Here is a 26,516-nt window from a genome sequence, read left to right on the forward strand (position 1 = left end):
CAACTCAGGCCATTTCCTTGTACTGCATTCGATATAGGTTGGCATAGGCGCCCTCCCGTTGCAGAAGCTCCTCGTGCGTGCCCTGCTCCACCAGATGCCCCTTATCCACCACAATGATGTTGTCGGCTTTCTGGATAGTCGAAAGCCGGTGGGCAATGACAATGGCCGTGCGACCTTTCATAAGCTTTTCAATGGCTCGCTGGATGAGTTCTTCCGTCTCGGTATCGACCGACGACGTGGCTTCGTCCAGAACAATGATGCGCGGGTTTTGAACCATGGCCCGCACAAACGAGATCAACTGACGCTGCCCGACCGAGAGTGTAGCCCCGCGTTCCATCACGTTGTAGCTGTAGCCGCCCGGTAGCCGCTCGATAAACTCGTGCACACCCACCAGTTTGGCGGCTTCGATCATGCTTTCGCGGCTGATGGTAGGGTCGCCCAGGGTAATGTTGTTCTCGATGGTGTCGGAAAACAGAAAAACGTCCTGCAAGACCACCCCGATGTTTCGGCGTAGTGCCCCCAGCTCGTAGTCGTGCAGATCACGGCCGTCGATTCGGATGTGCCCCCGGTTGATGTCGTAGAACCGACTCAGGAGGTTGATAATCGATGATTTTCCTGCGCCAGTAGCCCCTACAAACGCAACCGTTTCGCCTTCAGCCACCCGGAACGATATGTCGCGGAGCACCCAGTTTTCGTCGTTGTAGGCAAACCAGACGTTTTCAAACTCCACCTCGCCCCGGAGTTTCTCGGGCACGTACGAACCGTTGTTCTGGGTGTAGTCGTCGCTGTCGAGGAGTTTCAGGATACGGTCGGTGCTCACGATACCCATTTGTAGGGTGTTGAACCGGTCGGCCAGCATTCGGATGGGCCGGAAGAACAGGTTAATGAACATCACAAAAGCCGTAACGGTCCCGAAGGTTACCTCGCTGTTCAAAATCTCGCGGGCCCCGTACCAGACCACCAGACCTGTGCCTGCCGCCGACAGAATATCGGCTACCGGAAAATAAATGGAGTAGTACCAGATGGAGCGAATATTGGCTTTCCGGTGCTCGTCGTTGATGGCGCGGAACTTGTCGGCCTCGATTTTCTCACTACCAAATATCTGGACAATGTTCATGCCCGTAATGTGCTCCTGCACAAAGGCGTTGAGGTTAGCCACCGCCGTCCGGACTTCGTTGAACGAGGCCTTGATCTTTTCCTTAAAAATGTAGGTACTGATCAGCATGAGCGGCACCATCGACAGACTGATGGCCGCCAGCCGCCAGTCGGTGTAAAACATCACGCCAATGATCAGAATCAGCTGGAGAATATCACCCGCAATGGCGGCCATGCCCTCGCTAAACACATCGGCCAGCGTTTCAACGTCGGAGATCGTGCGCGTTACCAGTCGACCAATGGGGGTATTATCGAAGAACTTGAGCCGGAGGTGCAGAATTTTGTGGTACAGCTGCACCCGAATGTCGCGAATAACGTGTTGCCCCAACCAGCCCGAGAGGTAGGTGTTTGAAAACTGCATCACCGCCTGCACCACCAGCACCCCGACCATCGAGGCCAGCATGAGCGATAGCCCTTTGTAGTCGCCAGCCGCAATTTCGTTGTCGATGGTGTATCGGATCAGCAAGGGCGTTACGGGCGCCAGAGCGGCCGCCAGCATAATAATCAGCACCAGCAGGTAAAACCGGCCCTGATACGGTCGGATAAACGTATAGAGTCGGCGGAGGGTCGCAAGGTCAAAAATTTTGCCCGACTTGGTTTCTTCTTGCACGAGGGAAATCGGTAAAGCGTTCGTCTGGAAGCCTAACAGCCAAAACCCGCCGAACGTTTCCGGCGGGTCGGGGATAATCAATGGAAATACCGATACCGTATCAATTAGACCCGGTTAGTTCGTTCGGCCGGAGTCAATCAAAGGTGTTCGTCAGTGGCTAATCCGTTGGCGTTGTTGCCAGCTTAGTACCCCCGCGAGTATGGCCAGACCGATCAGCAGCAGTGGCGCATACGATGCCAGCGCATCGACCTGCATGGTCAGAGAATTGGTTTGCCCTGTGATGCGTTCGACCATCCAGGCCAGCGCGGCAATGGCCGCTCCCCCGGCCCCCAACAGCCGTATCGCTGCGTAGGTAGCCGTGCGACTCAAAAGTAGCAGCCACGGAATGGTAAGGGCAATGACAACCAACTGCATTAGTTCGATACCCAGGTTGAACCCCAAAATACTCAGGGCCAGCGGGCCTGTATCGAGTTGTAGATTAACCAGCGTACTGGCAAACGCCAGTCCGTGAATCAGGCCAAACCCCGTGGCCACCCAGGCTTCCCGATGGGGAAACAGCGGCCGAACGGCGTGCAGGGCTGATACCAGAATGGAAAAGGCAATGGCTACCTCAATGGGTTGGTCGGGTACCGGAAGCCGGCCTGCATACCCCGTGGCGAGAGTGCCCAGAATCAACGTCAGCGAATGCCCGATGGTGAAGGCCGTAACAATGCGTAACAAGCGTTTCAGGCTGTAGCCTACACCGCCAAACCGCCCCCAGCGCCGGTGCTCAACCCGTAAGGGGGCGGGTAGCAGCAGCACCAGCAGAAAAAGCAAATGATCGGTTCCGTCGGCAATGTGCCGAATACCGAGCCGCACCATCGAACCAAAACCTGCCCAGCTACTGCCGGCTTCGAGCTGCACCGACAACGGCCGAATCTGATTGTTCACAATGTCCAGCTCGATTACGCCCACCTGTACGGGAGCCTGTTCAGCCAGATGCCCCCGCGCCCAGTCTTGCCGGATGGAAACCAGAATTTTGTGCGTCACCACCTGATGAAGTACGGCATCATAGTGGAGCACAAACGTCCGAACGTCGGTGCCCGGCGGTGGCAGTAACTGAAGCTGGGCTGTCAGTTCGCGGTAAGTGCCGTTGATCGGGTTTTGGGTTTCCTGTACAGATAACTGCCCCACCGACACCGTCCAGGGTTTACCCCCGGGCGTTTGAAGGCGTGTGTGTGCCTTCAGATATGCCCGGAGTTGAGGCCCCAGCCGCTGGATGAGTCCGGCTGCCGAGTCGTTGACGGCATGCCCAAAAGCGGCCTGTAGTTCGCTCAGAGGGATTTGCACAGCCGCGTCGATCCGGTTGTCGTGCACGGTGAGCAAAACCAGCGTATTCGGCATGGGGTGTGCCCCGGCTTTCGGGCCGACCAGCAGACTCAGGCAAAATAGAAGGAAAAAATGGGTTCTCGAAACCCATTTTACGTGTGTAAAAGCAGGGTACATTCCGATCAGCGCAGGAGAAAAGGGGTTTTTAGTTGCCACCGTAATCGCCCGTGCGGTCGCGCCAAACTGAGTGAGGGTGTGGTGTGTTGCGAATTACAATGCCGCCCTGCATCGAATATTCGATCCAGACACTCGGTCCATCAATCCGAACGTAGTCGTTTACCGAGCTCATGGTCAGCGTACCGGAGTAGGCCACGTAGGTATTGTCGAGTTCGGTCGTGTATTTAGCCAGTATGGTAGCGGCTGTCTCGGCGTCGAGGTCGTTGACATAAAGTTTGATCGCATTGAGCACCAGGGCCTTTTTGGCGGCAGTCAGGTCGCCAACTTTAAGCCCCTGACGGGTTGCCGGAAACTGAGCATCCTTGCCGGGGCCGAGCAGAATGTCGGTAAACGTGGATGACAGCTTAGCGGTTGTTTGTTCGGTGCTGCTCAGTCCGGCCAACATGTCGGCAAACGCTTTTCGCTCCTGCTCCACGGGTTGGTAGGTGCGACCATTGGTCGTAACCGCAGCCATCGGTTCCACTGCCCGGAAAGCCGGGGTGGCCCCGGTCACTTTACCACCGTTGTACGTATTGGCAAAGGTGTAATGGTGACCGCCAAACTGAAGCTCCCAAAGGCCGGTGGTGCTGGGTGTTCCCAGAAAGGCCAGGTAGTATTGGCCAGCGCCGTAGGTGCTGCCTCCGCCATTAGCCCCGAGGTAATCGTCGGCGGCCAGGTTGCCTTCCATTTCGTCGTAACCCTCGTCGGTGACGCCCTGGGCCATAATAGCCGCCAGAAGGGCCCTGGCAGCGGCAAGCTGCGTAGCGTTGAGTGCGCCCAGATTGATACCAACCCGTTTGGCACTGTACAGGGCTTCGGGGAGGTTCGACCAGCGAATGGCGCTTGCCTTGGTATAAGTCAGCTGTACGGTGGTCAGTTGAGTGGCGGTAAGTGTTGCTTTGAAGGCTTCGGCCAGACACACCACCCGGGCCAGGCCAGTTGCCGATGTGCAGTTGGTGGTTGTCCCGGTTCCTGAGCCGGGAGCGCCCACGCTGAGCGCAACATTGCACGATTGACCCCCAAAACTAATTGGAAAGCTGGCTGTGCCCGCACCCGATGGGGTGCCGCTAATGGCAAAGGTCAGATTGCCGCTTCCTGAGGTGAGCGAACCGGCCTGCAAAACCGCATTTAGACCCGTAACACCCGTTGAGGCTACGGTGGTGCCAGCTCCGTAGGTTGCTCCGTTGCCACCAGTGTACGGAATTGTCAGGGTGCCGGTGTAGGCACTACCGCTAACGGCCGTTGCCGAAAAAACGGGGCTTGCGCAGTTTAGTGTAGAAATGGTTGCCGAGGTTGGGGTTACGGTCGAGTCGTCCTTCTGACAGGAAAGTATGGTCAGGATGCCCGCCAGAGAGAGAAAAACAAGTAGCGAAAAAGACTTACGCATCGGGAGAATTTTAGTTGTATTCCCAGGTACGCATCTTGTTGCGTTAGTGTTGCTACTCATGGGGCGATGAACCAGCTCTCCCTGCTGAATAAGCGTAGCAAGGTGATACGCCACGAATACTGGAAGTTAGGCCTGAAGGCAGGTTAAGCCCTCAGGCCCCAAAATCAATCCCCCTCTTCGAGCTGAAAAACCTCCTCCACCCGTACCCCGAAAAGGTGCGCCAGTTTCAGGGCCAGAATTGTGGAGGGTACGTACCGGCCGGTTTCGATGGAGTTGATCGTTTGGCGGCTCACGCCGATGCGCTCGGCAAGGTCGGCCTGAGAAAAATTGTGTTCGGCGCGTTGCACCTTCAGGCGGTTTTTCATAGCGTGAGCAGTTGGTGATTATGGCGGTACATGAGCCACCGCATCCGGGCAACAAATACGATTAGCAGGGTAAACATGTTGTACGAAAGCACCAGAATGAATTCGAGCCCGTGTGCCAGAATGATGAGTAAGGCCAGAATGGCGTAATTGACTACCACACTCCATTGCAGGGCTTCCAGCCGCATACGGCTTATGAATTCATCTTCGATACGCTCGCGGGAGAAGGCGATTAGAAACAGCCCGATAAGGGTACCAATTGCAGCTAACTCATTCGTGAGGTTTATTACCGGTGGTTCCTTTTTTACAGTAAGTCCAGCGAGTGGATCGGAAGTGATGAAGAATTCAGGTAACGGAACTGTCAAGAAATCGAGGATAAAATCAAAGTTGAGGGTAGCGATGCCCAGCAAAGCGGCCGGGATAAAGATTAACCAGCCCACGTAACGGGCGTTGTACGGGAAAAGCAAGGAGTGTAGCATGGCTATTGACAAGTTTAGTTGTTTAAGTGTAAAACTAACTTGACAAATAGAATATTGTACTTGTCAGTCCGAATTTTTTGAGTATTCGGAAAGAAATGACGAAAAAGCGGATCTCAGGGGCGTTGGGGTGCCGATAAACGGGGCAATGCCTGCCTGAAAAGCCCCCAGTCCTTCGCCTGGAGAAACGTCCAGGCAACCTCGGCGGCCGCGGCCAAACGGGGCCGAAGGGCTTCAAATGGGTTATTAGACGGGCCGGGATGAATGTACCTGTAATCGACACCCAAAATCAGCGGTTGTAGTTCTTCGGGCATCTGGTCGGGAATGGGATCGAACCGGTACACCCGCTCGACCGAGAGCGTGCTGAGGGGCTGACTCAGCTCCGTGTCGGCACGGCTGGCGTTAACCAGCCGTTGACCCGTGCGGGCCGCGTCGACTAATCCCTTCGCCGAACCTTGCCAGAACCGTACCGGGCTGCCGGTGGCGGGTTGGTACACGCGCGATGTCTCGGCTGTTGAGGTCTCCACTCGTTTTACCTGCTCCACTACAGCCAGAATATGCCGCTCCTGCGCGTACCGAACCAGCTCCTGAAGTTGCGCCGGGCTGTAGGTCCCACCCGTCGGTCCGGCCGGGGAAGTATCGGGGTTTATCAGCAGATGAAACCGGTTGAATTTGTACCGGGCCAGTTGATCGAGTAGGGTTTTGAGCGGCTCGGTGCCGGCGCGGTACGTTTGCTCGTCGAGCGTGAACGAACGCCAGCCAAAGCGGGGCTTATCGCGCACGAGCAGGGCCGGAATCTGGCGGTTGCCTGTGGCCGGAAGCACCTGCCGGAGTGTTTGCAAACCATAAAACACCCCCGCAGAGCTGCCACCTGTGAGCGTGATGCGCCGGGCCGAAATGTGGAGTTCGTAGCCTTCGGGGCCAAGGGCTTCCCGGCGCGCGGTATCAACGGTGAGCAGAATATCGGCTTGCCGGGCTTTGGCAGCCGAGGTCAACGCCGGCAGGTCGGCCTGTTGCCAGTAAGTTTGTAGAATGTTACGTTCGGAGGTGCAGGCCGCTGAACTCCAGATGCGTAAGCCCGGCCGGATGCTAAACTCGCCCCGTTCGGGTTGTACCACAGGAGCCTGCGGAATAAGCCGAATCTGAGCCGGTGCCGAACTGGTCAGAAAAAAGAGAAAAAGCAGCAGAAATCGCATCGTACAGTGGGGTTGCCAGGCTGTAAGTTAGGCGAAAAGGCTCAAGAGGAAAAGCCCTCGGTAAGCGGTGCTTCAACGCAGGCGAAACGTAGCCAGCACCGGGTAATGATCCGACGTAACGTTTTCTTCCACAATGCGGTAGGCTGTTTGCCCAAACTCGCCGTTGGGTCGGGTCATGATGTAGTCGAAGCGTGACACCAGATCAGGAAACGTCACCCCGTCATTGTTGACGCCAGCGTAGCGCCAGTAGCGGGCCATTTGCCGGATAACGGGGTCGTCGGTATGGCCATGAAGGTCGCCGACCCAAACCACCGGCTGAATACTGTCTTTGAGCAAAGCCGTAATGGCGGCCGCCTGCGCCAGCCGGTTTTGGATAGAATGGGGGTCGAGTTTGGCTGTGCAGAACCGAACGGTTTTGCCCCCCGGTAGCTCCACGTACGCGCACAGCAGCACCCGGCTGGCTCCGGGTTCGGGCGAGGGGAGGGGCAATGTTTGGCTCGCAATAATGGGGTGGCGCGACAAAATAGCCAGTCCGTGCCCACCCTGAGCTTCGGCAACGGCCCGCCCAAACACGGCGTTGAGGCCCGTTGCCCTGGCCAGAATCTGTACCTGATTACGCCCCTGACTGCGGGTTGTTGCGCTGTCGATCTCCTGAATACCAACAATGTCGGCGCGTTGCTCCCGAATCAGTTGGCCTACCCTGACGAGGTTACTTTTATTTTGGGTATTGAGCCCATGCCGGATGTTGTACGACATGAGGGTGAGACTCTGCGATTGGGCAGTTAGGTTAACCAGCAGACAAACAACAAAGGCCAGAGAGCATCGCGTCATAGTGCAAAGATACGCTCCATCAGCATCCATTTCTCGCCCGGTTTGGCAGCGGGGAGGGCTTGCTGATACTGCCACATGAGCCGTTCCCACTCCTGCACTTTGGGGTTTTGAGCGTCGGCTTCGGCTTTGGCCGCAAACGAAAAGGTCTCGTTTGTTTCCATGATCATGAAGAGCCGGTTGCTCACCCGGTAAATCTGCATATCGGTAATGCCGCTGTCGCGGATACTGGCTTCAATTTCGGGCCAGATTTTTTGGTGGTATCGCTCGTATTCCGCAATCAGAGTGGGGTCATCAACGAGGTCGAGGGCAAGACAATAGCGCATAACAGTTAACAGTTTTCAATGAACAACGAACCGTGTTTACAATGCTTAGTGACCAACTGTACGCTGTTCATTGCTCACTGTTCACTGTATATCCCCGCCAGCCGAACCAGGCTACGACGCTGAAGCAAAGCAGGGGGATAATGTACGCCAGCTGAATGTTGCTTTGGTCGGAGATCCAGCCCATGAGCAACGGAAACAAGGCGCCACCCGCGATAGCCATAACGAGCAGCGACGAGCCCAATTCCCGGTCTTCGTCGAGCCGGTCGATGCCGAGGGCAAAGATGGTTGGGAACATGATCGACTGGAAAAACGGAACGGCAAAAACGGCCCATACCGCCAACTCCGACTCCACGGTCATGGCAACACCCAGCAAGCCCATGCTGATGAGTGAATACAGAGTAAGCAAGCGGTTGGCGGGGATAAAGCTGGTCAGAAACGTACCCACAAACCGACCGATCAGGAAACCCAGCATGGCGTAGCCCAGCCAGTCGGCAGCTTGCTTTTCGGGTACGTTGCTCGTGTATTTGGCAAACCGGATAAAAAAGCTCGTTACGCAGACCTGTGCGCCCACGTAGAAAAACTGCGCCCAGATGCCCGCTACCAGGTGTTTGTGCCGCAGGGCCGTGCGCAACGAGGCTGTGTTTCCGGCTTCGCGATTTTGTACGTCGGGCATTCGGGTAATCACAAACAGGCCCAGCACGGCCAGCACTACAATGGCAATAATAATGTAGGGCAGCTTCACCGAGTCGGCCTCAAACTGAAGGTACTGATCCAACTGAGCGGGCGTCATGGCGGCCAGTTCGGCCTCGCTGTGCTCAATGCCGCTCAGGATGAATTTACCCCCGATAAGCGGAGCCAGAAACGCCCCCAGTCCGTTGAACGATTGACTCAGGTTGAGCCGCGTCGTGGCCGTACTGGCAGGCCCCAGAATGGTCACGTACGGGTTGGCGGCCGTTTCGAGAAAGGCACAGCCCGACGCAATGATGAACAACGCTCCCAGAAAAAGCAGGTACATACGGGTGTTGGCCGCCGGTACAAAAAGCAGTGCCCCCAGGGCGTAGAGGGCCAAACCGGCCAGAATACCCTGTTTGTAGCCGTACTTCTTCATAATAAGCCCCGCTGGTACGGCCATCAGAAAGTAGCCGAGGTACACCGCCGAGTCGATCAGGGCCGATTGGAGGTCGGTGAGCTGGCAGGCTTTTTTGAGGTGCGGAATCAGAATAGGCTCCAGATTGTGCACAAAAGCCCACAGAAAAAACAGGCTGGTAACCAGCGCAAACGCCACTTTGTGGTTTCCGGCCTGAGCCGTTGGGCTTGAAGTACTCAGCGAAGGGGTAGGAGAAGGCATAACGGCAAAGGGGAAACAGTGAACGGCAATTATACAAACTAATTAGTTCGTGATGGCGCGATCGAGGTGGGTATAGCCCCCGTCGACATGAATAAGCTGACCCGTTGTATGGCTCGACTTGTCCGACAGTAGAAAGGCAACCATGTTGGCAATCTCCTCCGGGGTGGTCATCCGTTGCTCCAGCGGAATTTTGCTCACTATTTTTTGGAGGGTTTCCTCGGGGTTGGGCAGTGTCTTGATCCAGTTTTCGTACAGGGGCGTCCACGACTCGGCCACAATCACGGCGTTGACCCGAATGCTGTACGGGAGCAGCTCCACGGCCCACTCGCGGGTGAGGGCATTGCGTCCACCGTTGGCGGCCGCGTAGGCTGAGGTGTTGCCCTGCCCGGTTTCGGCTACTTTGGAGCCAATGTTCACAATACTTCCTTTCGACGCCTTGAGGGCGGGCAGAGCGTGCTGCGCCATGAGGTAGTAATGCACCACGTTTTTGTGCAGCGATGCCATAAATGCTTCGTAAGAGCCTTTTTCCAGGCCCACGCTGTCGTTCACGCCTGCATTGTTCACCAGCCCATCAATGCGACCAAACTGCGCCAATACTTGTTCTACCGCCTGTTGGCACTCCTCTGGGCGCGTCAGTTCGGCTACGATACTGACGGCTTTCCCACCGGCCTGTACGATGGCCTCGACGGTTTTCTGGTTGTCGGCTTCGTTGCGGCCCACGATGGCCACCAGTGCGCCTTCGCCCGCGAGTACCCGGCTTATGCCTTCGCCAATGCCCTTGGCACCGCCGGTAACAATGATTACTTTGTCGGTAAGATTAAGATTCATGGTGTTTGAGACGTTAGATTTTGAGACGTTAGATGTATTGAGTGATAAGGTTATTCTCCGTTTGGCTGTCCCGTACAACCACTGCCAGGGTCTTCGACCACTGGCAGGGAGTGAGCAACCCAAACCCTTCCAATGGTTCCTTGCGAGAACAACCTAATCACCCAATACATCTAGGGTCTACAGTTTATAAAAACGAACAGCATTGGCCCCAAATACCTTCTGGCGGACTTCAGCACCCCAAGGCGCTACGTAGTCTTCGACTAAGGTTTTTACCTGGGTGTAATCAGCCGCAACGAGGCAAACCGGCCAGTCGGAGCCGAACATCAGCCGGTCGGGGCCAAATTGCTCGAATACCACGTCGAGGTAAGGGAAAAAATCCTTTTTTGACCAGCCGTGCCAATCGGCCTCGGTCACCATACCCGACACTTTGCAGTGTACGTTCGGGTGTTTGGCTAGTTCGCCCATCCAGTTCGACCAGCGTGTAATCTCCTGTTTCTTGATGTACGGCTTGGCCAGGTGGTCGATCACGAAGTTTACTTCGGGCACTTCCCGTACCAGATGCAAGGCCGCTTTGAGCTGGCTGGGGTAGATCAGAATATCGTACGTAAAGTCGAAGGCTGCCAATTGCCGAATGCCCCGGATTACCTCGGGCCGCATCAGGAAATCGTCGGGCTCAGCCTGGGCTACATGCCGGAAACCTTTCAGTTCTTCGTACTGCGAATACACTTCGAGTTTGTCGTACAACTGATTGCTCCGCAGATCCACCCAACCCACCACGCCTTTGACAAAGTCGTAGGCATTGGCCAGCCCCACCAGCAGGGTGGTTTCGGCGTCCGATTGGTCGGCCTGTACCGCCACACAGCCGTCGATGCCGTTGGCTTTCAGAACGGGCTCCAGGTCGGCGGGCAAGAAATCTCGCCGGATCACCGCCATATCGTCGGTAATCCAGGTGTCGCGTTCGGGCGTGTAAAACCAGAAATGTTGATGCGCGTCAATTGTCATAGAAATGGGGAGGAAAGGGAAGTAAGGAAAAAAGGGAGAAGGGGGTTAGCTTTCCTTTTTCCTTCCTCCCTTTTCCCTTTCTCCTTCTGTTAAGAATACGATACCGCCGTTTGCTGTTGTTCGCCGAGGCCTTCGATACCGAGCCGGACCACGTCGCCGGGTTGCAGGAACCGGGGCGGCTTGAGACCCATACCCACACCGGCGGGCGTGCCCGTTGAGATGACGTCGCCGGGGAGCAGGCTCATAAACTGGCTGATGTAGCTCACGAGCGTCGGCACGTTGAAAATCATGTCGTTGGTGTTCGAGTCCTGCAACCGTTCGCCGTTCAGGTCGAGCCAGAGGTGCAGGTTGTTGGGATCGGCGATTTCGTCTTTAGTGACCAGAACCGGCCCAATGGGGGCAAACGTATCGGCACTTTTGCCTTTTACCCATTGCCCACCGCGTTCCAGCTGAAAGGCCCGCTCCGAATAGTCGTTGTGGAGGGCGTACCCGGCGATGTAGTCAACCGCATCTTCGGTAGAAACGTAGGTCGCTTTTTTGCCAATCACAATGGCAAGCTCCACTTCCCAGTCGGTTTTCTCCGAGCGTTTCGGGATCACCACATTATCGTTAGGGCCGCAGAGAGCCGAGGTCGATTTGAAAAACAAAATAGGTTCGGCCGGGCTGGGCGAGTTGGTCTCAGCTGCGTGTTTGGCGTAGTTAAGCCCTACACAGACAATTTTAGAAGGCCGTTTGATGCACGATGCCAGTCGTTCCGACGCGTCGACTTCGGGGCAGGAGTCGGCATTGGATTCGAGCCACTGGGCCAGCCCGTCGAGGCCGCCCGATGCAAAGAAGGCCTCGTCGTAATCGTGACCAAAAGCGGCTACACTGATGCGTTTGCCAGAAGGGAGTTCAACACCGGGTTGTTCGTTGTCGGCGGGGCCAAAGCGGAAAAGTCGCATAAAAAGGAGTGAAAAAGTGAAATAGCGAAAGAGAGAACAGGCGGAAGCAGTGGGCGATGTTGGCGAGACGATTCCTTTCTCCCAACGCCTTTTCGCTCATTCGCTCTTTCACACAGTAAAGGTCTGTAGATGCCCTTCTTTAATCATGCAGGGCGCGTAAAGATAATTCCTTTGTGTATTTCCGGGCAGAATGCCAGATATTTGCACCGCGAACAACGAATAGGGAACAGTGAACAACTAACAACCAACAACGAACAATAGCGTAGTACCTAAGGAGTCACTATTCATTGTTCACTGTTCACTGCTGGTTGTTCACTGTTACCTGTTCACTGTTACCTGTTCGTTGTTGACTGTTCGCTGCTCGTTGTTCACTGATTATTATGTCTCAGAAAGTTGTTCTCGCGTTTAGTGGAGGTCTCGATACCTCGTTTTGCGTTAAATATCTGACCGAAGATCGGGGGTTGGAAGTCCACTCGGTGCTGGTCGACACAGGCGGATTTTCGGATGCCGAACTGAAAGCGATTGAAGAGCGGGCCTACTCCCTCGGGGTGAAAAGCCACGCGACCGTTTCAAAAACCGACGAATACTACCAGCAATGCCTGAAGTTTCTGGTGTTTGGTAACGTGCTGAAAAACAATACGTACCCGCTCTCAGTGAGTGCCGAGCGATTTTTTCAGGCTATTGCCGCTGGCGAATATGCCCGCGAGATAGGCGCGTCGGCCATTGCCCACGGTAGTACCGGTGCGGGCAATGATCAGGTGCGGTTCGACATGGCGTTTCGGATTCTGGCACCCGATGCCGAAATCATCACGCCAATTCGTGACCTGCGCCTGTCGCGCGAGGCCGAAATCGAATACCTCAAGAGCAAAGGTGTGGATCAGGAGTGGCACAAAGCGGCCTACTCGATCAACAAAGGCCTCTGGGGAACGTCGGTAGGGGGAAAAGAAACCCTTACCTCGGATCAGTACCTGCCTGAGTCGGCCTGGCCCACGCAGGTGACCGAGACCACCCCCAAAACCATTACCCTGCATTTTGAGCATGGCGAACTGAAAGGCATTGATGCTGAGCGGTTCGATAACCCCGTAGGAGCTATTCAGAAGCTGACGGAGTTGGCCGGACCGTATGGCATTGGTCGTGATATTCACGTGGGTGATACCATTATCGGTATCAAAGGCCGGGTTGGTTTCGAAGCCCCCGCTCCGCTTATTATCATCAAGGCGCACCATACCCTCGAAAAGCACGTCCTGACCAAGCATCAGCTGACCTGGAAAGATCAACTGGGTAATTTCTACGGTACTATGCTCCATGAGGGGCAGTTCCTGGACCCGGTCATGCGCAATATCGAAACATTCCTGGCCGATACGCAGGCCCACGTGACCGGCAAAGTTCACGTTCAGCTCGACCCTTACCGGTTTACAGTGCTGGGTATCGAGTCGGCCTACGACCTGATGTCGTCTAAGTTTGGTTCGTACGGCGAAATGAACAACGCCTGGACCGGCGAAGACGTGCGGGGCTTCTCGAAAGTGGCCTCCAACCAGGTAATGATTTACGAACGCATAAAGGGGTAGCAGTAAGCAGTGGCAGTAGGCAGTAACTCCGAAACAGGCTGCCTACTGCCACTGCCTACTGCAACTGCCTACTGCAACTGCCTACTATTTTGAACGTATTCATCGACGCCAGCCCGTTGGGCATTGGATTTTACCACCCCGAAGCGAAAACTGGCGTGAGCCGGGTCGTGGAGGAGTTGGTGCGCGGACTGTGGCAGTCGAAAGAGATACACTTGTCACTGGCGGCTCCCTCGTACGTATCCGAAACACAGCGGTACGCGCATTACACCTTTGGGCGGAGCGGCCCCCGGCTGGTCAACGACTCGGCCGACCGGCGTTGGGCGGCCCTGGAAAACAGCTTACTCCGCTCTTTGCCGCCGGGGAGCAAACCCTCAAAAGCCATTCGGGCGGGGCTGGGTCAGTTTCGGCAAACGTTGCGCATCAAACCCGGTCCGCTACCGGTGGGTAAGTGGGCGCCCGGTACCATTTATCACTCGCCTTTTTTTCCGATCCCGCAGGAGGTCGCACAGGCGCGGCATATCCGCAAAGTGGTGACCATTCACGACCTGATCCCGATTCAACGGCCCGAGTGGTTCCGTGACGGTGAGCAAACGGTTCGGCAGGTGATTGCGTCGCTCACGCCCGATACGCACGTGGTGTGTGTGTCGGAGGCTACCCGAACGGATTTTCTGAACCATACCGGTTTTGATCCCCGGCAGGTCAGTACAATTCCGTTGGCGGCTTCGCGCGAGTTGTTTTACCCCGTTACCGACCCCGACCGTATTTTGGCGGTGCAGGAGCGGTTTGGGATTGGCGGAGGCAGCTATATTCTGAGCCTGGCTACGTTTGAGCCCCGCAAAAACATTGACCACCTGATTCGGAGTTTTGCCCGGCTGGTAGAAACCCGTAGCATTCCCGACGATTTTAACCTGGTTCTGGTAGGCACCAAAGGCTGGAAGTTCGATCAGATTATGGCCGAAATCAATCGGACCGATCACCTCCAATCGCGCATTATTCTGACGGGTTTCGTCCCTGACGAAGACCTGGCTCCGCTCTACTCGGGCGCGTTGGCGTTTGTGTACCCGTCGCTATACGAAGGCTTTGGGCTGCCTCCGCTCGAAGCCATGCAGTGCGGCCTGCCCGTGATTACGTCCGATCAGTCGTCGTTGCCTGAGGTGGTTGGCGATGCGGCCTTGCTGGTGCCCCCCACCAACTCCGACGCTCTTTGTCAGGCCTTACAAACGCTGATTAATTCGTCGGTGGTCCGGGCCGAGCTGGCGCAGAAGGCGCTGGAGCGGGCTGCCCTGTTTTCGTGGGACCGCTTTATCCGCGAGCATATCGAACTTTATCGAACGATAAGTGATAACCGATGAGTGATTTACATCAGCAAACTCATCGTTCATCACTCCTTACTCCTTATTTGACATGACCATAAACGTAGGCATTATCGGCGCGGCCGGCTATACCGGGGGCGAATTGCTCCGGATTTTGATTCATCATCCGTTTGCAGCCATTGCGTTTGCGCATAGCCAAAGTCAGGCAGGAAAACCCGTTTGGTCGACACACACCGATCTGATCGGCGATACCGATTTGACCTTTGCCGGGGGGGATATGGCTCCGTTGTTGCAACAGGAAGGGTTGGATGTAATTTTCCTGTGTTCGGGGCACGGAGCATCCAAAACGTTTCTGGCCGAGAACGAAGTGCCTGACCATGTCTCGATCATCGACCTGAGCGCCGACTTCCGCGACGAATCCGAGGACTTTGTGTACGGTTTGCCGGAGCTTCAGCGCGACCGCATTGGGCAGTCGGAGCGGATTGCCAACCCCGGTTGTTTTGCCACGGCGATTCAGGTGGCCCTGTTGCCCCTGGCCGACGCCGGTCTGATTCAGGATGCGGTGCATGTGAGCGCCATTACGGGCAGTACTGGCGCGGGGCAGGCCCTTGTGCCCACCACCGGCTTTACGTGGCGTAACAACAATGTCTCGATTTATAAAGCCTTCGAACACCAGCACCTGGCCGAAATTGGGCAGAGCCTGACGATGCTGCAGCCTGAGTTGAGCCATCCGGTGCATTTTATTCCGTACCGGGGCAACTTCACGCGGGGTATCATGGCTAATGTGTATACAACCTACAGCGGTACGCTCGACGAAGCAAAAGACTTGTACAGGGCGTATTATGCCTCGCATCCGTTCACGCACCTGAGCGAGGCCCCCATTGATGTGAAGCAGGTGGTAAATACCAACAAGGCGCTGGTGCATCTGGAAAAGCACGGCGATCAGCTGCTCATTACGAGTGTAATCGATAACCTGACCAAAGGAGCGTCGGGGCAGGCCGTACAAAATATGAATCTGGTCTTTGGTTTACCCGAAGATGCGGGTCTGCGACTGAAGTCGGTTGGTTTTTGATAGGGTACTGCATGTAACGTGAGTTACGAATAATGCCTGCTGTAAGGTGCTGTTGAACAAGAAGTTGTTTGCGGAAAGACGTTGTTCGTAATTCACGTTAGTTTAGTTTGGACAATATTTCTTTTAGCTGTTCCCCTTCACCCGGCTCGATGACAGCAGCAACCTTCCCTGTGCGATCAATAACGATGTACGATGGAAAGCCCATAATGGAAAATTTCTGATGAAATCCCACCGCATCAGGAATGGGTATGAAAGGTAGGGGGGCTGTTTTTAGTACCTCCCTAACTTTTGCCTTCGACGTATTGACCACTCCCAGTACAAGTGGGTTAACCGATGCGCGGGATGGGTTTATCAAATTATCAATGGATTTTGCCTGATTTGCATTCCAGAATGGTTCGTTTAGGTCAAGGAGGAACGTCAGAACAACAACTTGCCCGTGTAAGTCGGTTGAACGATAGCTCTTATTGTTCACATCTTTCATGACGAACAAAGGGATTATATCGCCCACCTTCGGCCTTCTGGACGGATCTCGGGTGTTTACAGCTCCAGTTTGTTTTTCTTCTACTGTCAGCGGCCGTAGTTTGTAGCTGCTGGCCTGCCCATACTCATCAAAAACGGGTTCCAGATGGTGGCTTCTGGGCTGTGCATCGACCACACGCATGGCGTCGCGCAGAGAAACTCGCTTACCGGTTTCCTGATCAATAATTCGGGTAGACTCGTCAAGCATTCGACGGGTTGAAAAGGAAAACGGTTCGCCCGGCTGTTGCGCCTGCGCAACAGCCTGTGTCAGAGCCCAAAGGATACCAATACTCCAAACGGTTCTGAAAATAGAGCTTTTCATGTTCGGTAAAGTGGTGTGTTTGTAATAAGAAAATACGGGCCTATCGTTGTGTTTATACGTCCCCAATCTACAAAAAAATCGGCTCCTAATACCCGTACCAGTCGCCCCACCATTTCTGTAAACTGCGCCGGATTTCGGCCTCGCGGGCGTTGTGGCCGGGCTCGTAAATCCGGTGGCCCTTTAGCTCGTCGGGGAGGTAATTTTGCTGGCTGAAATTGCCTTCGTAATTGTGTGCATACTGGTAATCCTGCCCGTAGCCAATCTGCTTCATGAGCTTGGTAGGGGCGTTGCGGAGGTGCAGCGGTACGGGCAGATGCGCCGTTTTTTCGGCGAGGGCAATGGCATCGTCGATGGCCACATAACTTGCATTGCTTTTGGGCGACGTAGCCAGATACACCGCAACCTGCCCCAGAATAATCCGGCCTTCGGGCATACCGATGGCCCGAATCGCTTGCACCGCTTCCGACGCCATAATCATGGCCGTGGGGTTGGCATTGCCGATGTCTTCGGAGGCCAGAATTAACATCCGGCGGGCAATAAATACGGGGTCTTCGCCCGCCACCAGCATACGCGCCATCCAGTACAGAGCCGCGTTGGGGTCGGAGCCGCGCAACGACTTGATAAACGCCGAAATAATGTCGTAATGCTGCTCGCCCGATTTGTCGTAACGGGCAATATTCTGTTGGGCCACCGTCGTTACGCCCTCGTCGGTAATCACCAGTGGGTCGGCCGATACGTGTGCCGAAGCCACCAGTTCGAGCAGGTTGAGCAGCTTGCGCCCATCGCCCCCCGAAAGCCGCAGCAGGGCATCGTACGAGCCAACCGTGATCTGCTTGCTCTGCAAAAATGCGTCGGTAGCAATGGCCCGGTCGACAACGGCTACCAGCTCATCGCGCGTGAGCGATTCGAGCACATAGACCTGACAGCGCGACAACAGGGCCGAATTGACTTCAAACGAGGGGTTTTCGGTGGTGGCCCCGATGAGCGTAATCTGCCCTCGTTCGACGGCCCCGAGCAGGGCGTCCTGCTGGCTTTTGTTGAACCGGTGGATCTCGTCGATAAACACCACCGGGGCCATGAGGGGCGTAGCCCGGCTCAGTACCTCCCGCACTTCTTTCACGCCTGAATTGATGGCACTCAGCGCCACAAAGGGCCGCCGGACAGCCTCGGCTAACAGCAGAGCCAGGGTGGTTTTACCCACACCCGGCGGCCCCCACAAAATCATAGACGGCAGACGTCCCGACTCGACCGCCCGGCGCAGGGCTCCGTTTGGGCCAATCAGTTTTTGCTGACCGATTACCTCGTTGAGGGTTCGGGGGCGTACGCGTTCGGGTAAGGGTGTCGAGTCGGTGTTCATGCGTCGTTGAATTGGTTGGAAAGAAAGCCTTACCGGTTTGCTTCGAGCAGGGCCACGCTGTATGGCCCCACGGTGAGGCCCCCGTCGGTGTAGTGGGTTGCCGGGTGGCTGTGCCAGGTCAGTTGGTTAAAGGCAACCTCTTCGGGGGGCAGTACCGTACGGATGGGTTGGCCTGTCAGGTTATGCACGAGCAGGACCCGCTCGCCAGTTTGACTCCGCCGAACAAATGCCACCAGGCCGGCTTGCCGGATGCCACTCAGTTCAATTCGGCTCAGGTTGTCGTTCAGTACCGGGTGACTGTTACGAAACCCAATCAGGCGTTTGTAGTGGTTAAACAACGACTCAGGGTCGGTTTGCTGCTGGGCCAACGGGCGCACCGTGCGGCTGGTTGAGTACCGTGCCGACCGCGAGCCGGTTTTGTTCCAGCGGGCGCGGTCGGGGTCGTGCTTGCCTACGTTCCAGACAAAGGGCTCCCGGATGTGTTCGTCGGGTTTTTGGCCCAGCATCCCAATTTCCTCGCCGTAATACAGGTACGGATTGCCGGGGAGGGTAAGCAGCAGGTTCGCAGCCACTTTGAGCCGGTCGGTATGGCCTTTCAGGACACTCCCAATGCGGTCCTGATCGTGGTTGGAGAGAATCAGGGCGTCGATAAAATTTGGTTCTACCTGTTCGTAAGCGCTCTGAATAAAGGCCAGCAACTCAATCAGGTCTTCGGTATCGTCCTCTTGCTGAACTACCTCGGCGAGCGAGAGGGCAAAATCGAAGTTGAAGTTGGCGTGCAACCCCCGGAAATAGGGGGCTACGTGGGCCGGGCGGGTCCAGACCTCTCCCACCAGATGCACGCCCTCCCGGCGCAGGCCGGGGTGGTCGCCGGTGCGGACAACGGTCTCTACTTCGCGCCGAAACTCTTCCCAAAACTGGTGGTTTTTGGGCTCTTCAAACTCGCGATAGAGGTGCCGGGCCGCATCGAGCCGGAACCCATCGACCCCGATTTCGGCCAGCCAGAACCGGGCAATCTGAAAAAACTCCTGCCGTACCGCCGGATGATCGAAGTTGAGGTCGGGCATCTGGTTCCAGAACATGCCGTAGTAACGTTCGGGGTACGAGGCCCCGGCCACCCGGTGCCAGGGGTTTCGCTCCGACGAGTCGGCCGTAATATCGCGGGTGGCCAGGTTTCGGGCCTTGATTTCGTCGGGGTGCAGCCATTTGTAATACGACCAGTACGGATTTTCGGGGCCTTTGCAGGCTTCGATAAACCAGGGATGCCGACTGCTCGTGTGGTGCAGCACCAGGTCCATCAGCACGGCAATGCCCCGCCGGTGTGCTTCCTGCACGAGCCGCCGAAAATCGTCGAGAGTGCCGTACTCCGGGTCGATCCCGTAGTAATCCGTCACGTCGTATTTGTGGTACGAAGGCGACGGGTTGATGGGCATGAGCCAAATGGCGCTGATGCCCAACTCCTGCAAGTAATCGAGCTTGGACGTGACGCCGTTGAGGTCGCCGATACCGTCGCCGTTGGAGTCGCAAAAAGCCCGGACAAAAATCTCGTAGTGGACGCCCGTATGGGCGAGGGGTGACGCTTGTTTCAAGAGGTTGTACTGCATGAGGTTATGTTCTGCACCTGTGCCCTGCATAGGCGTAGAAAACCTGATTTACTGCTTCATTACTTTCCGAACCACGCGCTGCTCACCCAGTTGCAACCGGATGATATACAGTCCGTTGGGTAGGTTGCGTAGATCAATGGTCTGAATGAGCGTGTCGGCTGTTTTCACCGCCCGACTGCTGCGGAGCTCGCGACCCGAGGCATCGGTCAGATACAGATTTACCAAACCCCGGTACGGGTTACTCAGTTCCAGCCGGGCTTCGTCGGCGCTGGGGTTGGGCGAAAGTGTCAATCCATCGACGGGTTGCTCGGTCACGGCTGTAACCACGGCCATCGACGGGCCGAACGGTACAAGCCCGGCCTCGGGTTTGGGCAGAGGTTGGCTGGAATACAGGTGAAACTCGCCCGGCTGCATCATCACGGTACTATTTGCGTCGGTGATATTGATCGACTCGCCGGTGAAGAAGTCGTACCAGCGGCCCACACCCGGAAAACCGCCTGGTACGGTACGGACTTCGGCGTCGGAGTTACCGATGAGGAAAATTGTGTTGGCCGGGTCGCGGAGGGTGATGCGCTTCACCAGGTCGTTGGTGGCCATTGTCACATCGGTCGACCGGAACGCCGGCACCGTTTTTTTGAGGTTTATCAGTTCGCGGTACACGCCGTACAGTTTTCGGCGGTTGGGGTCGCTGTAGTACTCCCACCGAATGGGCTTGGCTCCGGTGCGGCCGTTTTCGTCGATGCTCACATCGTAGCCCAGTTCGCCAAACTGCCAGATGAGCTTTGGGCCCGGCGTGGTGATGAGAAACGCGGCCGCCAGTTTGGCCCGCTCAAGGGCAGTGGGTAGCTGGGTGGTGTTGTAGTTATTTTCAACCCGGCCGTTTTTCAGTACATCCACCAGTAGTCGTTCTTCATCGTGGCTCTCGGCATACCCGATCAGATTGGGCCGCTGCCAGCCTCGTTCTTTAGCCGACAGGCCGTTCAGACTGGCAGCCCGGCCTTTGGCGGTGTTTCGAAAATCGCCGTTGTGATTGCCCCAGAACATCATCCCGTAATCGGCCAGTTCTTTTTCTTCGGTGTTATCGGCAAAGTGTTCCAGAATCACGTAAGCCGTGGGGTCTACGGCCCGAATCTGGTCGTAAATACGTTTCCAGATGCGCACCCGGCTCAGGTCGTAGCTGCTCCACGACCCAACATCGTTCCCCGATTGTTTCTGGGTAAACCCTTTCGACAGGTCGAACCGGAATCCATCGAACCGAAACTCCTGCAACCAGTACGTATTGACTCGCTCGACAAGTGCCTGCGTAGCGGGGCTCTCGTGGTTAAAATCGAAAAAGACGCTGAACGGGTGGGTTGCCTGCGGATTGAAAAAGGGGTTGTCGGGGCTTGGACGGTTGCCGTCCCAGTACATTTTTACGTACGGGTACTCGTAATCGGCCTGATTCAATACCATATCGAGAACAACGGCAATGCCCTGCTGATGGGCCGCTTCGATAAAGCGTTTCAGGTCGTCGGCGGTACCGTAGGCCTTGTCGGGCGCGAAGTAGAAAATCGGGTTGTAGCCCCAAGAGTCGTTTCCGGCAAACTCCATGATGGGCATGATCTCGATACAGTTGATACCCAGACGCTTGAGGTAGGGTAGGCTGTCGGTCACGGTTTTGTAGTTGCGGTTGGCCGAAAAGTCGCGGACGAGCAGCTCATACACGATCAGGTTGGCCGGGTCGGGACGCTCAAAGTTGATTTTACGCCAGGGGTAGGCGGTTTGGTCGGTTTGCAGAATCGACACGATGCCCGTGGCCCCGGTGGGGTAGGGTTTCAGATTGGGGTAGGTAGTGGCCGGGATAAACCGATCGTTGTTGGGGTCGAGAATTTTGGTGGCGTAGGGGTCGGCTACGGCCAATGTGCCGTCTACCAGATACTGATACGCTATTTCGGTTTTTGGGGTCAGGTTTTTGAGTTCAATCCAGTAGCGGTTGCCGTCGGGTGTCCGCTTCATGAGATACTCGGGTGAGGGCCGCCAGTTATTGAACTCACCGATGGCGTACACGAAGCTTTTACGCGGGGCAAACAGAACCAGCGTGGCTGTGCTGGGGCTGGTGTAGTTGACGCCGTCCCGCATACCGGCGGGCAACTCGGCTACCGTGGGCTCAGGCCGAACAGTGAAATAGAAGGTGTCGGCCGCGGCCTGCCCCGTGGGCGATGTCATAGTCATGGCCCGAAACACAACCATCCGACGGGTACCCAGTTGTGTGCCGGTATTGAGCTGCGCCCGCAGAGAGTCGCGATCCAGAACGTTTGTGATGGGTTGCCCATCAACGGTCAGTGACAGGGCGGCCCGCTGCGAGGTTCGGTAGCGTACGGGTAAAGTAGTGTTGGGAGAGACAAAAAAGTCTTTTTCGGTTGGTTCAACGCGGTTGATGCTGAGTCTGTTGTCGTAAATTCGGACGTATAGGTCTTCGGTTTGTGCCCGGCCGTCACTGCTTTTGAGCAAAACACCCAACCGCCGAATAGGCTGGTTGGCGGGTACGTTGAAATAGGTGCGGGGTACGAGCCGGATTTGCCATTTGTTGTTGCCGAGGGCTGTCATAGTGCCCGGTACAAACGGGGCATTGAAGTTGGTTTGTCCCGTTGGCTGGAATTGAAACGCGTCGCCGGTTTCGGTGGTACCGGCCCCTGACCAGAGATAAACATCGCCTGTTTTGCCGAGCAACCCGGCGGCCCGGCTGTCTTTGGCCTGCGCAAGGTCGAAGATAAGCGTCACCTCGCTGTCGGCCGTCGGAAAAGCGGGGACGGTGGTAACAACCTGACTTAGGCTACGTTGGACGGAAAAGAAAAGACAAACGAAGAGAAGGAGACGAACGGACATAGAATCTTGTGAGAGTGTAAAACCAAAAATACGGATAAAATGGCCTCTTTCCGAGGGGTAGTTATCCGAGGGGCTACCCGGCGGGGGAGGGCTACCCGGAGGAGGGCTGGCGTCTCGCTGGGGACTGACGTCCCTGTCCGAGGACTGACGTCCCTGCCTGAGGACTGACGTCCCTGGTTAATCATGAGTCAACCCCGTTGGGGTTGGGGAGGGGTGTTGATTTTGGGGAGTAGGGTTTGTAGTTTGCGGGTGTGAGCTACCAACAGGTTGTATGAGCTACCGACAGATATTGTATCATATCGTTTTTGGGACGAAGCATCGTAAGCCGACGATTCCGGATGAACATTGTACGGAGCTGTACCGGTATATCTGGGGTGTTGTGAAGAACCAAAACTGCCGGTTGTACAGGGTAAACGGGGTGGAGGATCATATTCATATCCTCAGCGATCTGCATCCAAGCGTGTCGCTCGCCGATTTTGTGAAAACCATCAAGGTGGGTAGCTCACTCTGGATGAAAGCCAACGAGAACTTCCCGGCCTTCGAGGGTTGGGCCGTGGGATATGGAGCCTTTACATACTCCATAAAAGAGCGCGACCGGATTATCAATTACATCAAGAAACAAAAGGAGCATCACCGCAAAATAACCTACGAAACCGAGTATAAGTCACTTCTCGACGAGCATGGTGTCGCTTACGACGAGCGCCATCTTTTCACCTAATCCATCAACCCCAACGGGGTTGACTCATGATTAACCGGGGACGCCAGTCCTCGGATGGTGGGCGTAGTCCTCGGATGGTGGGCATAGGCCTCGGATGGTGGGCGTAGCCCTCAGATGGTAGGCGCCAGTCCTCGGATGGTGGGCGTAGTCCTCGGATAGTGGGCGTAGCCCTCAGATGGTAGGCGCTAGTCCTCGGATGGTGGGCGTAGTCCTCGGATAGTGTACGCCAGTCCTCGGATAGTAGGGGCATAGTCATCAGATAGAAATGTACATCCAAACTGTCAATGTAGGTCTGGCACAGACCCATACGTGGAAAGGCCGCTCCGTACGCACGGCCATTTTTAAGCATCCTGTCGAAGGGCCCGTTCGGCTGGAGCTGACCTCTATTGAGGGCGATGAGCAAGCCAATAAGCGAGTGCATGGCGGCCCTAACAAAGCCGTTTATGCCTACGATATGGCTTTTTATCGGTTCTGGGAAGAGACCGGCAAAGCGCTCGAACCGGGCCATTTTGGCGAAAACCTGACTACGGTGGGCTTACCCGACCATGAGGCCGGTCTGGGCGATACGTTTCGGGTCGGGACGGCCGTGCTGATGGTGGTGCAGCCCCGTTTCCCGTGCAACAATCTCAACGTACGCTTCAACGACTCGACCATGGTGAAGCAATTTCAGCAGGCCCGGCGGCACGGTATCTATTTTCGGGTGGTTGAGCCCGGCGAAGTGAAAGCAGGGGACATTATTGAGCGGCTCGAAACGGCTCCGTATGGCGTGACCATTCAGCACGTGGTCGATGAATTCTATTCGAAGACACCCGACCCCCATTTTCTAAGCAAACTCGCCCAGTTTCCTTACCTGACCAACTACCTCCGGGAGCATTTTTATTAGGAGAAGGGCGACAGGGAGGAAGGAGAAGGGAGAAAGGGGAGTTTCTCCTCTTTCCGCTCCTTTCCCTTTTTTTCCTGCCGCCCTCACTTCCCTTTCCTCCTTCCTCCCTTTCCTCCTTTTTCTACAACTCCACCCCGAAACGTTCGCCCAGTTCGTTGAGGCTGTTGATAACCGGCTCAACCACCGGTATGCCGTTGGCGGTGCGCTCGGCTTCCATCATTCGCTCAGGATCGCCGGGAATAAGCACCTGTTGGCCCGGCACTGCCCGCGCCGACCGAAACCGGTTGATCCAGGTGTCCATATGAGCTTTGAACTCGTCGGCGGGCCGGAACGCGTCGATGCGCATGGCACCGAAGAAATGCCCGGTCCCAATGCCCACGCCTTCCTGCGCGCTCATAAAGCCCGCCGTAGCAAAGGGTGGCACCCACGGACCATAGTTCGCTCCCGACAGTACGCCGGAGAAAATGTCGACTACCGAGCCTAGGCCGTACCCTTTGTGCGAACCATGTTCGCGGTCGGAGCCGAGTGGTAGCAGTGCTCCGCCGTTCCGAACCGCGTTGGCGTCGGTAGTGGGTTGGCCGTCGGCGTTTTGAGCCCAGCCTGTCGGAATATCCTGCCCTTTACGTTGCAGAATTTCGAGTTTACCGTAGGCCACGGCCGTACTGGCAAAATCGGCCAGAAACGTCGGTTCGGTTGCGGCCGGAATCGCTACGGCAATTGGGTTGGTACCGAGCATTTTTTCGAGCGAAAACGTCGGGGCTACCAGCGGAGCCGCGTGGGTCATAGCCTGCCCAATCATGTCGTGCTCGGCCGCCAGTAGGGCGTGGTAACCCGCAATGCCGAAGTGGTTGGAGTTGCGCACAGCCACCCAGCCAGTACCTGCCGTGCGGGCTTTCTCGATGGCCACCTGCATAGCCCACGGCCCCACCACAAGGCCAAGGCCCCGGTCGCCGTCGACAACGGCTGTGGAGGGGCTCTCGTGTACAATCCGCATTTGCGGTTGCGGGTTCAGGCGGCCCAGATCATACAGACGCACATAACCCGGCAGGCGGGCCACCCCGTGCGAGTCAACCCCGCGCAGGTCGGCCGAGATCAGGACATCGGCTGCCAGTCGGGCGTCATTGTCGGAGCAGCCAATGGCCAAAAATATACGTTCGGTAAAAAGTCGAAGTCGGTTTGCGTGAATCATACCGCAAAGTTGAACAAAAATGAATTTTGGTACGATGTTCGCGGTTGAAGAGATGAAGCGAGCCGCCTAAATAGACAGGTCGAATACTGCATGGGCCGCCCGGCGAGCAAAACCACCATGATCCGTAAATTACTCAATCGTACCATTACCTATTTTGGCCGTGGATTGCTGGCGGTAGCCCCCATTGGGCTGACCATCTGGATTATCTACGGTATCTTCGAATGGGTCGACGGGCTGAACCCTATCGACATCCCCGGCATTGGCGTGCTGATTATGGTGGGCATCATTTTTGGCGTGGGCGTGCTGGTTTCGACCATCATTCCGCAGTCGTTTGCCACCTTGCTCGAAGGCTCTATCAAACATCTGCCGCTGGTGAGCCTGATGTATTTTTCGCTCAAAGACCTGATTTCGGCCTTTGTCGGCGACCGCAAGAAATTTAACCAGCCCGTTTTGGTTCTTATAAACCGGCAATCGGATTTACGAAAGCTGGGCTTCATCACCCAAACCGACCTCAGTCATCTTCAGCTAAACAATATGGTGGCGGTGTACATGCCGCATTCGTATGCCTTTTCGGGTGAGTTGTTTATTGTGCCCGCCGAAAACGTGACGCTGCTCAACGTACCGAGCGCCGATGTTATGAAACTGATTGTGTCGGGGGGGGTGTCGGCCAATACCCCCGAACCCCTGGAGGCTCCCAAACGGGTTGAGAAGGTGCTTTAGCGATACGTAATTTCGATCAGGCGTTTACCGTTGGCGTCGGGTTTCCCGATTGTGTACCGCTCAATCTGCCGCCCCTTTTGCAGAAAGGCTTTCCTCGCCTGCTCGGTGCTTTCGTAGATTTGGCCATTCAGTTTGTACGTGACCGTGCCCTCCGGGTACGAAAACAGGTTGAGAACCACTTTGGCCTGACGAGTGATAGGCCCATCGTGATTTACGTGATCATAAATCTCGTTTGGGCTGGGCTTAATGTGGTCGTACGTCGGAAACCGGTCTTGGTTGGGCTGCGACTGGCCGAAACTGTAGCTGCTGCATAGGGCTGTTGCCAGGAGGCTCAGAAAAAGAACGTGTGTCAGGGTGGGTGTTTGCATGGTTATGCTGTGTAGTATGGCGGGAAAAGTAA

Annotated in this window: 24 protein-coding genes; 6 read left to right on the forward strand and 18 right to left on the reverse strand. The window is 55.9% G+C overall.

Going from position 1 to position 26,516, the window contains the following annotated elements; translation table 11 throughout:
• Positions 1-4: 4 nt before the first annotated feature.
• From RUDLU_RS0122215 to RUDLU_RS0122275, 12 genes are all read right to left on the reverse strand, one after another.
• A complete protein-coding gene (locus RUDLU_RS0122215) occupies positions 5-1,765 on the reverse strand; it encodes an ABC transporter ATP-binding protein (protein ID WP_027303300.1) in 1,761 nt (586 codons plus the stop codon).
• A 150-nt stretch (positions 1,766-1,915) separates the two neighbouring features.
• Positions 1,916-3,148 (reverse strand): HupE/UreJ family protein, encoded by a 1,233-nt coding sequence (locus RUDLU_RS0122220; protein WP_019990640.1) that lies wholly within the window; start codon positions 3,146-3,148, stop codon positions 1,916-1,918.
• 130 nt (positions 3,149-3,278) lie between these two features.
• A complete protein-coding gene (locus tag RUDLU_RS0122225) occupies positions 3,279-4,676 on the reverse strand; it encodes a DUF3500 domain-containing protein (protein WP_019990641.1) in 1,398 nt (465 codons plus the stop codon).
• 164 nt (positions 4,677-4,840) lie between these two features.
• Positions 4,841-5,041 carry a helix-turn-helix transcriptional regulator gene (locus RUDLU_RS0122230; protein ID WP_019990642.1) on the reverse strand — a complete coding sequence of 67 codons (201 nt, stop codon included), beginning with the start codon at positions 5,039-5,041 and terminating at the stop codon, positions 4,841-4,843.
• A complete protein-coding gene (locus RUDLU_RS0122235) occupies positions 5,038-5,517 on the reverse strand; it encodes a hypothetical protein (RefSeq protein WP_019990643.1) in 480 nt (159 codons plus the stop codon). Before RUDLU_RS0122235 ends, RUDLU_RS0122230 begins: the two co-directional genes overlap by 4 nt.
• 113 nt (positions 5,518-5,630) lie before the next feature.
• Positions 5,631-6,710: a beta-N-acetylhexosaminidase gene (locus RUDLU_RS0122240; protein ID WP_019990644.1), complete on the reverse strand. Its 1,080-nt coding sequence runs from the start codon at positions 6,708-6,710 to the stop codon at positions 5,631-5,633.
• 72 nt (positions 6,711-6,782) lie between these two features.
• Positions 6,783-7,541 (reverse strand): endonuclease/exonuclease/phosphatase family protein, encoded by a 759-nt coding sequence (locus tag RUDLU_RS0122245; protein ID WP_044129644.1) that lies wholly within the window; start codon positions 7,539-7,541, stop codon positions 6,783-6,785.
• Complete coding sequence (locus RUDLU_RS0122250) at positions 7,538-7,864, reverse strand: L-rhamnose mutarotase (RefSeq protein ID WP_019990646.1); 327 nt, start codon at positions 7,862-7,864, stop codon at positions 7,538-7,540. Before RUDLU_RS0122250 ends, RUDLU_RS0122245 begins: the two co-directional genes overlap by 4 nt.
• A gap of 67 nt (positions 7,865-7,931) precedes the next feature.
• On the reverse strand, positions 7,932-9,212 hold the full coding sequence (gene fucP / locus RUDLU_RS0122255; RefSeq protein ID WP_027303301.1) for an L-fucose:H+ symporter permease: 1,281 nt from the start codon (positions 9,210-9,212) through the stop codon (positions 7,932-7,934).
• A gap of 42 nt (positions 9,213-9,254) precedes the next feature.
• On the reverse strand, positions 9,255-10,040 hold the full coding sequence (locus RUDLU_RS0122260) for an L-fucose dehydrogenase (RefSeq protein WP_019990648.1): 786 nt from the start codon (positions 10,038-10,040) through the stop codon (positions 9,255-9,257).
• Between the two features lie 177 nt (positions 10,041-10,217).
• Positions 10,218-11,042, reverse strand: a complete 825-nt coding sequence (locus RUDLU_RS0122270) for an amidohydrolase family protein (protein WP_019990649.1) — start codon at positions 11,040-11,042, stop codon at positions 10,218-10,220.
• An 89-nt stretch (positions 11,043-11,131) separates the two neighbouring features.
• Positions 11,132-11,986, reverse strand: a complete 855-nt coding sequence (locus RUDLU_RS0122275) for a fumarylacetoacetate hydrolase family protein (RefSeq protein WP_019990650.1) — start codon at positions 11,984-11,986, stop codon at positions 11,132-11,134.
• Positions 11,987-12,366: 380 nt separating this feature from the next.
• Here RUDLU_RS0122275 and argG point away from each other — a divergent pair, with 380 nt between their 5' ends.
• The 3 genes from argG to argC all read left to right on the forward strand — a co-directional run bounded on the left by argG (position 12,367) and on the right by argC (position 15,939).
• On the forward strand, positions 12,367-13,554 hold the full coding sequence (gene argG / locus RUDLU_RS0122280) for an argininosuccinate synthase (protein ID WP_019990651.1): 1,188 nt from the start codon (positions 12,367-12,369) through the stop codon (positions 13,552-13,554).
• 89 nt (positions 13,555-13,643) lie between these two features.
• The gene (locus RUDLU_RS0122285) at positions 13,644-14,906 is read left to right on the forward strand and encodes a glycosyltransferase family 4 protein (protein WP_019990652.1); all 1,263 of its coding nucleotides are present in this window, start codon (positions 13,644-13,646) and stop codon (positions 14,904-14,906) included.
• A gap of 52 nt (positions 14,907-14,958) precedes the next feature.
• The gene (gene argC / locus RUDLU_RS0122290; protein WP_019990653.1) at positions 14,959-15,939 is read left to right on the forward strand and encodes an N-acetyl-gamma-glutamyl-phosphate reductase; all 981 of its coding nucleotides are present in this window, start codon (positions 14,959-14,961) and stop codon (positions 15,937-15,939) included.
• Positions 15,940-16,036: 97 nt separating this feature from the next.
• On the opposite strand, the gene RUDLU_RS27990 is transcribed toward argC, so the two are convergent.
• The 4 genes from RUDLU_RS27990 to RUDLU_RS0122310 form a co-directional block, all read right to left on the reverse strand.
• Positions 16,037-16,780: a TlpA family protein disulfide reductase gene (locus RUDLU_RS27990; RefSeq protein WP_019990654.1), complete on the reverse strand. Its 744-nt coding sequence runs from the start codon at positions 16,778-16,780 to the stop codon at positions 16,037-16,039.
• Between the two features lie 85 nt (positions 16,781-16,865).
• On the reverse strand, positions 16,866-18,137 hold the full coding sequence (locus RUDLU_RS0122300; protein WP_019990655.1) for a replication-associated recombination protein A: 1,272 nt from the start codon (positions 18,135-18,137) through the stop codon (positions 16,866-16,868).
• Positions 18,138-18,166: 29 nt separating this feature from the next.
• On the reverse strand, positions 18,167-19,741 hold the full coding sequence (locus RUDLU_RS0122305; protein ID WP_044129645.1) for an alpha-amylase family glycosyl hydrolase: 1,575 nt from the start codon (positions 19,739-19,741) through the stop codon (positions 18,167-18,169).
• A 48-nt stretch (positions 19,742-19,789) separates the two neighbouring features.
• Positions 19,790-22,606 carry an alpha-amylase family glycosyl hydrolase gene (locus tag RUDLU_RS0122310; protein ID WP_027303302.1) on the reverse strand — a complete coding sequence of 939 codons (2,817 nt, stop codon included), beginning with the start codon at positions 22,604-22,606 and terminating at the stop codon, positions 19,790-19,792.
• 271 nt (positions 22,607-22,877) lie between these two features.
• Between RUDLU_RS0122310 and tnpA the strand changes: the two genes are divergently transcribed.
• On the forward strand, positions 22,878-23,324 hold the full coding sequence (gene tnpA, locus RUDLU_RS0122315; RefSeq protein ID WP_019990658.1) for an IS200/IS605 family transposase: 447 nt from the start codon (positions 22,878-22,880) through the stop codon (positions 23,322-23,324).
• A gap of 265 nt (positions 23,325-23,589) precedes the next feature.
• On the forward strand, positions 23,590-24,207 hold the full coding sequence (locus RUDLU_RS27995; RefSeq protein WP_019990659.1) for an MOSC domain-containing protein: 618 nt from the start codon (positions 23,590-23,592) through the stop codon (positions 24,205-24,207).
• Between the two features lie 121 nt (positions 24,208-24,328).
• On the opposite strand, the gene RUDLU_RS0122325 is transcribed toward RUDLU_RS27995, so the two are convergent.
• Positions 24,329-25,396 carry an Ldh family oxidoreductase gene (locus tag RUDLU_RS0122325; RefSeq protein WP_019990660.1) on the reverse strand — a complete coding sequence of 356 codons (1,068 nt, stop codon included), beginning with the start codon at positions 25,394-25,396 and terminating at the stop codon, positions 24,329-24,331.
• 117 nt (positions 25,397-25,513) lie between these two features.
• Here RUDLU_RS0122325 and RUDLU_RS0122330 point away from each other — a divergent pair, with 117 nt between their 5' ends.
• A complete protein-coding gene (locus RUDLU_RS0122330) occupies positions 25,514-26,116 on the forward strand; it encodes a DUF502 domain-containing protein (protein ID WP_157580358.1) in 603 nt (200 codons plus the stop codon).
• Here RUDLU_RS0122330 and RUDLU_RS0122335 read toward each other — a convergent pair.
• Positions 26,113-26,484 (reverse strand): hypothetical protein, encoded by a 372-nt coding sequence (locus RUDLU_RS0122335; RefSeq protein ID WP_019990662.1) that lies wholly within the window; start codon positions 26,482-26,484, stop codon positions 26,113-26,115. The two genes, RUDLU_RS0122330 and RUDLU_RS0122335, sit on opposite strands and share 4 nt — an antisense overlap.
• Between the last annotated feature and the right edge of the window lie 32 nt (positions 26,485-26,516).

The sequence above is a fragment of the Rudanella lutea DSM 19387 genome (assembly GCF_000383955.1).
Lineage (GTDB): Bacteria > Bacteroidota > Bacteroidia > Cytophagales > Spirosomataceae > Rudanella > Rudanella lutea.

Excerpts from the sequence above, each read along its gene's own strand:
- RUDLU_RS0122220 (WP_019990640.1), bottom strand. The coding sequence starts at position 3,148 with ATGCCGAATACGCTGGTTTTGCTCACCGTGCACGACAACCGGATCGAC.
- RUDLU_RS0122225 (WP_019990641.1), bottom strand. The coding sequence starts at position 4,676 with ATGCGTAAGTCTTTTTCGCTACTTGTTTTTCTCTCTCTGGCGGGCATC.
- RUDLU_RS0122230 (WP_019990642.1), bottom strand. The coding sequence starts at position 5,041 with ATGAAAAACCGCCTGAAGGTGCAACGCGCCGAACACAATTTTTCTCAG.
- RUDLU_RS0122235 (WP_019990643.1), bottom strand. The coding sequence starts at position 5,517 with ATGCTACACTCCTTGCTTTTCCCGTACAACGCCCGTTACGTGGGCTGG.
- RUDLU_RS0122240 (WP_019990644.1), bottom strand. The coding sequence starts at position 6,710 with ATGCGATTTCTGCTGCTTTTTCTCTTTTTTCTGACCAGTTCGGCACCG.
- RUDLU_RS0122245 (WP_044129644.1), bottom strand. The coding sequence starts at position 7,541 with ATGACGCGATGCTCTCTGGCCTTTGTTGTTTGTCTGCTGGTTAACCTA.
- RUDLU_RS0122250 (WP_019990646.1), bottom strand. The coding sequence starts at position 7,864 with ATGCGCTATTGTCTTGCCCTCGACCTCGTTGATGACCCCACTCTGATT.
- fucP (WP_027303301.1), bottom strand. The coding sequence starts at position 9,212 with ATGCCTTCTCCTACCCCTTCGCTGAGTACTTCAAGCCCAACGGCTCAG.
- RUDLU_RS0122260 (WP_019990648.1), bottom strand. The coding sequence starts at position 10,040 with ATGAATCTTAATCTTACCGACAAAGTAATCATTGTTACCGGCGGTGCC.
- RUDLU_RS0122270 (WP_019990649.1), bottom strand. The coding sequence starts at position 11,042 with ATGACAATTGACGCGCATCAACATTTCTGGTTTTACACGCCCGAACGC.
- RUDLU_RS0122275 (WP_019990650.1), bottom strand. The coding sequence starts at position 11,986 with ATGCGACTTTTCCGCTTTGGCCCCGCCGACAACGAACAACCCGGTGTT.
- argG (WP_019990651.1), top strand. The coding sequence starts at position 12,367 with ATGTCTCAGAAAGTTGTTCTCGCGTTTAGTGGAGGTCTCGATACCTCG.
- argC (WP_019990653.1), top strand. The coding sequence starts at position 14,959 with ATGACCATAAACGTAGGCATTATCGGCGCGGCCGGCTATACCGGGGGC.
- RUDLU_RS27990 (WP_019990654.1), bottom strand. The coding sequence starts at position 16,780 with ATGAAAAGCTCTATTTTCAGAACCGTTTGGAGTATTGGTATCCTTTGG.
- RUDLU_RS0122300 (WP_019990655.1), bottom strand. The coding sequence starts at position 18,137 with ATGAACACCGACTCGACACCCTTACCCGAACGCGTACGCCCCCGAACC.
- RUDLU_RS0122305 (WP_044129645.1), bottom strand. The coding sequence starts at position 19,741 with ATGCAGTACAACCTCTTGAAACAAGCGTCACCCCTCGCCCATACGGGC.
- RUDLU_RS0122310 (WP_027303302.1), bottom strand. The coding sequence starts at position 22,606 with ATGTCCGTTCGTCTCCTTCTCTTCGTTTGTCTTTTCTTTTCCGTCCAA.
- tnpA (WP_019990658.1), top strand. The coding sequence starts at position 22,878 with ATGAGCTACCGACAGATATTGTATCATATCGTTTTTGGGACGAAGCAT.
- RUDLU_RS27995 (WP_019990659.1), top strand. The coding sequence starts at position 23,590 with ATGTACATCCAAACTGTCAATGTAGGTCTGGCACAGACCCATACGTGG.
- RUDLU_RS0122325 (WP_019990660.1), bottom strand. The coding sequence starts at position 25,396 with ATGATTCACGCAAACCGACTTCGACTTTTTACCGAACGTATATTTTTG.
- RUDLU_RS0122330 (WP_157580358.1), top strand. The coding sequence starts at position 25,514 with ATGATCCGTAAATTACTCAATCGTACCATTACCTATTTTGGCCGTGGA.
- RUDLU_RS0122335 (WP_019990662.1), bottom strand. The coding sequence starts at position 26,484 with ATGCAAACACCCACCCTGACACACGTTCTTTTTCTGAGCCTCCTGGCA.